6 protein-coding genes are annotated in these 4,628 nt (G+C 67.8%); all 6 read left to right on the forward strand.

Annotation, left to right across the window (positions count from 1 at the left end):
- Positions 1-110 precede the first annotated feature (110 nt).
- The 6 genes from pglX (at position 111) to FFT21_RS28070 (ending at position 4,543) form a co-directional block, all read left to right on the forward strand.
- Entirely contained in the window at positions 111-1,832 is a 1,722-nt protein-coding gene (pglX, locus tag FFT21_RS28050) for a BREX-2 system adenine-specific DNA-methyltransferase PglX (protein ID WP_137816918.1), read from the forward strand.
- Positions 1,833-1,887: 55 nt separating this feature from the next.
- On the forward strand, positions 1,888-3,096 hold the full coding sequence (locus FFT21_RS28055) for a helix-turn-helix domain-containing protein (RefSeq protein WP_137816919.1): 1,209 nt from the start codon (positions 1,888-1,890) through the stop codon (positions 3,094-3,096).
- Between the two features lie 143 nt (positions 3,097-3,239).
- Complete coding sequence (locus FFT21_RS29035) at positions 3,240-3,416, forward strand: hypothetical protein (protein WP_153816595.1); 177 nt, start codon at positions 3,240-3,242, stop codon at positions 3,414-3,416.
- 10 nt (positions 3,417-3,426) lie between these two features.
- Positions 3,427-3,660, forward strand: a complete 234-nt coding sequence (locus FFT21_RS28060; protein ID WP_137816920.1) for a hypothetical protein — start codon at positions 3,427-3,429, stop codon at positions 3,658-3,660.
- Positions 3,657-4,040, forward strand: a complete 384-nt coding sequence (locus tag FFT21_RS28065; RefSeq protein ID WP_137816921.1) for a hypothetical protein — start codon at positions 3,657-3,659, stop codon at positions 4,038-4,040. The genes FFT21_RS28060 and FFT21_RS28065 overlap by 4 nt, the downstream gene beginning before the upstream one ends.
- 242 nt (positions 4,041-4,282) lie before the next feature.
- Entirely contained in the window at positions 4,283-4,543 is a 261-nt protein-coding gene (locus FFT21_RS28070) for a DarT ssDNA thymidine ADP-ribosyltransferase family protein (protein ID WP_137816922.1), read from the forward strand.
- The last annotated feature ends 85 nt before the right edge of the window (positions 4,544-4,628 follow it).

Raw genomic sequence — 4,628 nt, forward strand, 5'->3', positions numbered from 1 at the left:
CTGTAGTAGACTGGTAACGCAACGGCCCCGCCTGTAAGTCGTGTTCTGTGGGAGGAAAACGATCTTATCTGATCGGGGTCGTTGCCCTACTTTGAGGTGATCAAGCCGGCCTGAATAACGCTCGCAGTCAAGGAATCAACGAGGGGTTCAAGTCGCAGGCGTGGGAACGCTTCTTCGAGTTCACAGGAACAAAGCTTGAGCAGTTCCCGCTACCCGTGACGTATCCGCTTGAGCGCACGCGCCGACTGGACGATCTTGCTCAGCGACTCTCAGCATCGACGCCAGCGTCCATTGCGCAAGACACCAGCCCCACCCGCGAACTGCTCGACGAGGCACACGGGGAATATGAGCGTATTCGGGCGCGGATGATCGCGGAGCAGGAAGAACTCGACTGGGACGTGTACCAGCGGTACGGGTTGCTGTCGGATGCTGAGGCGGCCGAGGTAGTCATCCCGGACCCATCGACGGTGCCAGGGATCAAGCTGGGTGAGCGCGCGTTCGAGATCGTGCTGGCGCGGAAGATGGCGGCCGGCGAGGTGGAGACGCAGTGGTTCGCGCGGCACGGGTCGACGCCGATCACGGAAGTTCCCGCGCACTGGCCTGAGGACTACAAGCGGGTGGTCGAGGCGCGTATCCGGTTGATCGAGTCGCGGCGGGACATCGCACTGATCGAGCGGCCAGAGTGCAAGCGGCGTTGGTCGGCCGAAAGCTGGGAAAGCCAGCAGGAGCGGGCGCTGCGGGAGTGGTTGCAGGATCGGCTCGAAGCGCGGCACCTGTGGTACGCCGAGGACGCCAGCGGGATCGAGCAGCCCACACCGAGAACCGTGGCGCAGCTCGCGGACCTGCTGCGTGGTGACGCCGACTTCGGCGACGTGGCGCGGCTCTGGGCCTCCGACGCACTCGGCCGCACCGACGCCGACCTGGCCGAGATCGTCGGCGCACTCGTGGACGACGAGCACGTGCCCTTCCTCGCCGCCTACCGGTACAAGCCGAGCGCGCTCGGCAAGCGAGCCGAATGGGAGCGCGTGTGGGACCTGCAACGCCAGGAGGACGCGATCGCGGCCGAACTCGGGCAGGACGTCACGCATCCCGAGGTGCGCAGGGAAGTCGAGAAGCGACTCGGCACGATCCCCGTCCCACCCAAGTACGCGTCCAGCGACTTCCTGCGCAACTCCTACTGGCGGCATCGCGGCAAGCTCGACGTGCCCAAGGAGCGGTTCATCTCCTACCCGGCCGCGAGCCGCGAGGGGGACGGCAGCCTGCTCCTCGGCTGGGCCGGATGGGACCACCGCGAGCAGGCCCAGGCGCTGGCCGTGCTCATCACCCAGCGGCGAACCGATGACGGCTGGGACAAGGAGCGGGTCGCCCCGCTGCTCGCCGGGCTCGCCGAGCTGCTGCCGTGGGTAAAGCAGTGGCACGGCGAGGTCGACCCGATCTACGGCGCCTCGCCGGGCGAGATCTACGAGGGTTTCCTCGACGGCCAACTCGCCGAACTCGACCTCGCCCGTGACGACCTCGCCCGCTGGCGACCCACCGGCCGGGTCGACGTGTCACCACTCCCCCGCCGCAGCGGCACACCGAGCCGGGGTAGCAACGGCAAGCCGCGAGCGCCGCGCGCCAGCCGCGAACCGGACCCGCAGCACACCGCCGCAGTCCTGGAGTTCGCCGCCGGCGGACCGGTCACGGCCAGCCAGGTCGCCGAACTCACCGGGCTCGACACCCCAGGCGCCCGCAAGCTGCTCAAGCACCTCGTCGACCGCGGCGACCTGGTCCAAACCGGCCAACGGCGTGGCACCAAGTACCACCTGCCACAGGCGTCTCCAGCGAGTTGATCGGCAACCGTCGGTACTCTGGAGATCAGTGAACCTCGGACGGGGAGGCGGTGCCATGGACGAGGGACACGAGGTCGGCCGACGGTTGCGGGAGATTCGGCATTGGCGTCGCCAGTCGTTGAGTGCGGTGGCCGGGCTTTCCGGGATCTCGATCGGCCACCTGTCGCGCATCGAGCGTGGCGAACGACCGGTGACGAAGCGGCGGACGCTCGAAGCGCTGGCGCGAGCGCTGCGGGTGTCCCCCACCGAACTCTCGGGTCGTCCATATACGCCAACCGATCCGGTGTCCAGCGAGGCGCGGGCCGCGCTGAACGAGGTTCGCATCGCGTTGGACCAGTACGAACTTGGCACGGACCCGGAGGTCGAGATCCGGCCGTGGCCGATGCTCGCCGCGGAGGTCGATCGTCTCAACAACGAGCTGCGCGCCGACTACGCATCTCAGGGCGAGATCCTGCCTGATCTGCTGGCCGAGCTGCACGCGACCTACGTACGCGAACCGGCGCGTCGCCGCGATGCACTCACCGGGCTGATGTACGCCTACTACGCGGCAACCTGCACGACCAAGAACCTTGGTGCGGACGGGTTCCCTCTGGTCGCTGCCCGCCACGCGAGGACTGTCGCCGAGGAACTGGCTGTTCCGGAATGGCTGGGCTTCGCCGCCTACCTCCGCGCGTACGCGACCGGACAGCAGGGCCGTGCCTACCAGTACGCGCGCTGTGTCCGGACCATCGACCAGCTCTCCGCACACTTTGACGATCCGAACGTCCTACAGGCGGCGGGGATGCTGCACCTTTCCGCAGCGCTCGCATCGGCCGCGCAGGGACAGGCCAGCGAGACGACCACCCATCTCGCCGAAGCATCGGACCTGGCGACCCGAGTACCCGAGCACGCGGCCAACTTCGGGTACCTCTACTTCACCCTGGACAACGTGGGAATCTGGCGTGTCGGGCTGCACACGGAGTTGGGCGACGCCGGCCGGGTCACCGAGCTCGCACGCGACGTGCACCCCGAAACGATCCCAGCCCAGGACCGCCAAGGCGTGTTCTATGCCGATCTCGGCCGCGCGCTGGCGTGCGACCCACAAACCCGGGAGCAGAGCGTGCAAGCGCTCCTCCAAGCCGAGCGCATCGCGCCGCAGCTCATCCGGAACAAGCCCTTGATCCGCGAGACCGTCTCGGGCTTGTTGTCCCGCGCCAAGCAGAACTCGGCCGGGCGGGAACTGCGTGGCCTGGCCTACCGAATGGGGCTCGCCCCGACCGGGTGACTTTGCTTTTCGCGCAAACCTCTACGCCCGCCGACGCATAGCTTGCCGGGCGTGGTTGATCAAGTACTGAAGGTTTCACCAGCGCAGCCCGCCCGGTGCAGTGGCGATTTCCCGCTCATAGGCCACGCATCGGGGGTGGCGGAGTGACCTACGGCCGCATTCTCGTCAATGTCGTCGCGGACGCGGTAGCGATCGGGGTGGGGATCGGGTTCGCGTGGGTCATCCACATGCTGTTCCCGCACCACTGCCCGTGGCGGATCGGCCAGCGAGCGCGGCTGCGCCGCTGGTTTCGGCGACGCCGTCGCGCCGGGCGAGCGTGAGGGGGCGGGAATGCGCCGCGAACTACGCGAATTCCTCGTCCACCTTCGGCACCTGGTCAACGAGATCGGCGCCATCACGCTGGACCTGGCCAGCGACGACATGCCCTACGAACGGCAACTCGCCCTCGCCGACCGTCTCGTCACTCTCGGCCAGGAACTCCGTGCGATCGCCCGCACGTCGGACGCCGCCGTCATCGACGGTCAGATCATCGCCGGCCAACTCGACCACGAGGAACGTCCGTGACCACGACCCACCACGGAGACCTCCGCTCCGGGTGCCTCCCCAGCGACGCCGTGCTCCGTCACATCCCCGACCTCGCGCACCTCACGCCGCCCGCGGACCACTGGCAATGGTGGGCCGTCCCCGCAGCCTCGGGCGGCGGCACCGCCGTCGTCGGCATCTTGGTCAGCCCCGGACGCCTTCGCGCGCTCTACATCTACGGCACCCACGCCGCCGGCGCCGTCGAAGTCGACATCACCCAGCTTCCCTCACGCACAGTCCACCAGGTCCACGGCACACTCAGCCGTGTTCTCGCAGACGTGAGCGGCGGACCGCAGGGACCGACCACCTCCGCCGGCACCGTGCACCTCGCTTCCCAACCACACTCGCCAGCCCGCAGGTGACACGCGCCAGCTTTTCGTGCGGTGCGCGATACATTACGGCTCGTCCCGTCCAGCTCGACCGCAGAGGAGCCATGGCATGTCAAGCTCCACGGTTTGCACGCCACCATCGTCATGCGATCGAGTCAGTAGGGCGCCAGCGCCGGGGGTGGCTTCTTCGCGCATGCGGCTTACCTCCCGAGCGGCCGTCGTGGCATGGCCACCCCAGGGCAGGCCGTCTCGGTGCTTGGAAAGGGATGGGTGAAGTGGGTTACTACCGCGAGTCCGGGTTCGCCGCGCTTGGCGCCGGGAAACCACGGCGAGACGACCCACGCAATTGGTTGGTGTGGCACTTCACGCACCTGGACAATCTGCCGGCGATCGCGGCGTCTGGATTCCTCAACGCGGCGGCAAATCAGACCGCCAACGTCAGCGTGGCACTGAACGAGGTCAAGGCTCGCCGCAAAGCGATCCGGGTAGACCCGGACACAATGCCGTTAAGTTTGGGTGTTTGGGCAGGCCAGTAGGGGGGTGGCCGGGCCGGTATGGCGGATGTTCTGGTCGGTGGGGCGTTTGACCCGGTAGGAGTTGTGCCGGGCGCGTTTGACGGCG

It is taken from the genome of Gandjariella thermophila, from assembly GCF_005405885.1.
In the GTDB taxonomy this organism is placed as follows: Bacteria; Actinomycetota; Actinomycetes; order Mycobacteriales; family Pseudonocardiaceae; genus Gandjariella; species Gandjariella thermophila.

Excerpts from the sequence above, each read along its gene's own strand:
- FFT21_RS28055 (WP_137816919.1), top strand. The coding sequence starts at position 1,888 with ATGGACGAGGGACACGAGGTCGGCCGACGGTTGCGGGAGATTCGGCAT.
- FFT21_RS28060 (WP_137816920.1), top strand. The coding sequence starts at position 3,427 with ATGCGCCGCGAACTACGCGAATTCCTCGTCCACCTTCGGCACCTGGTC.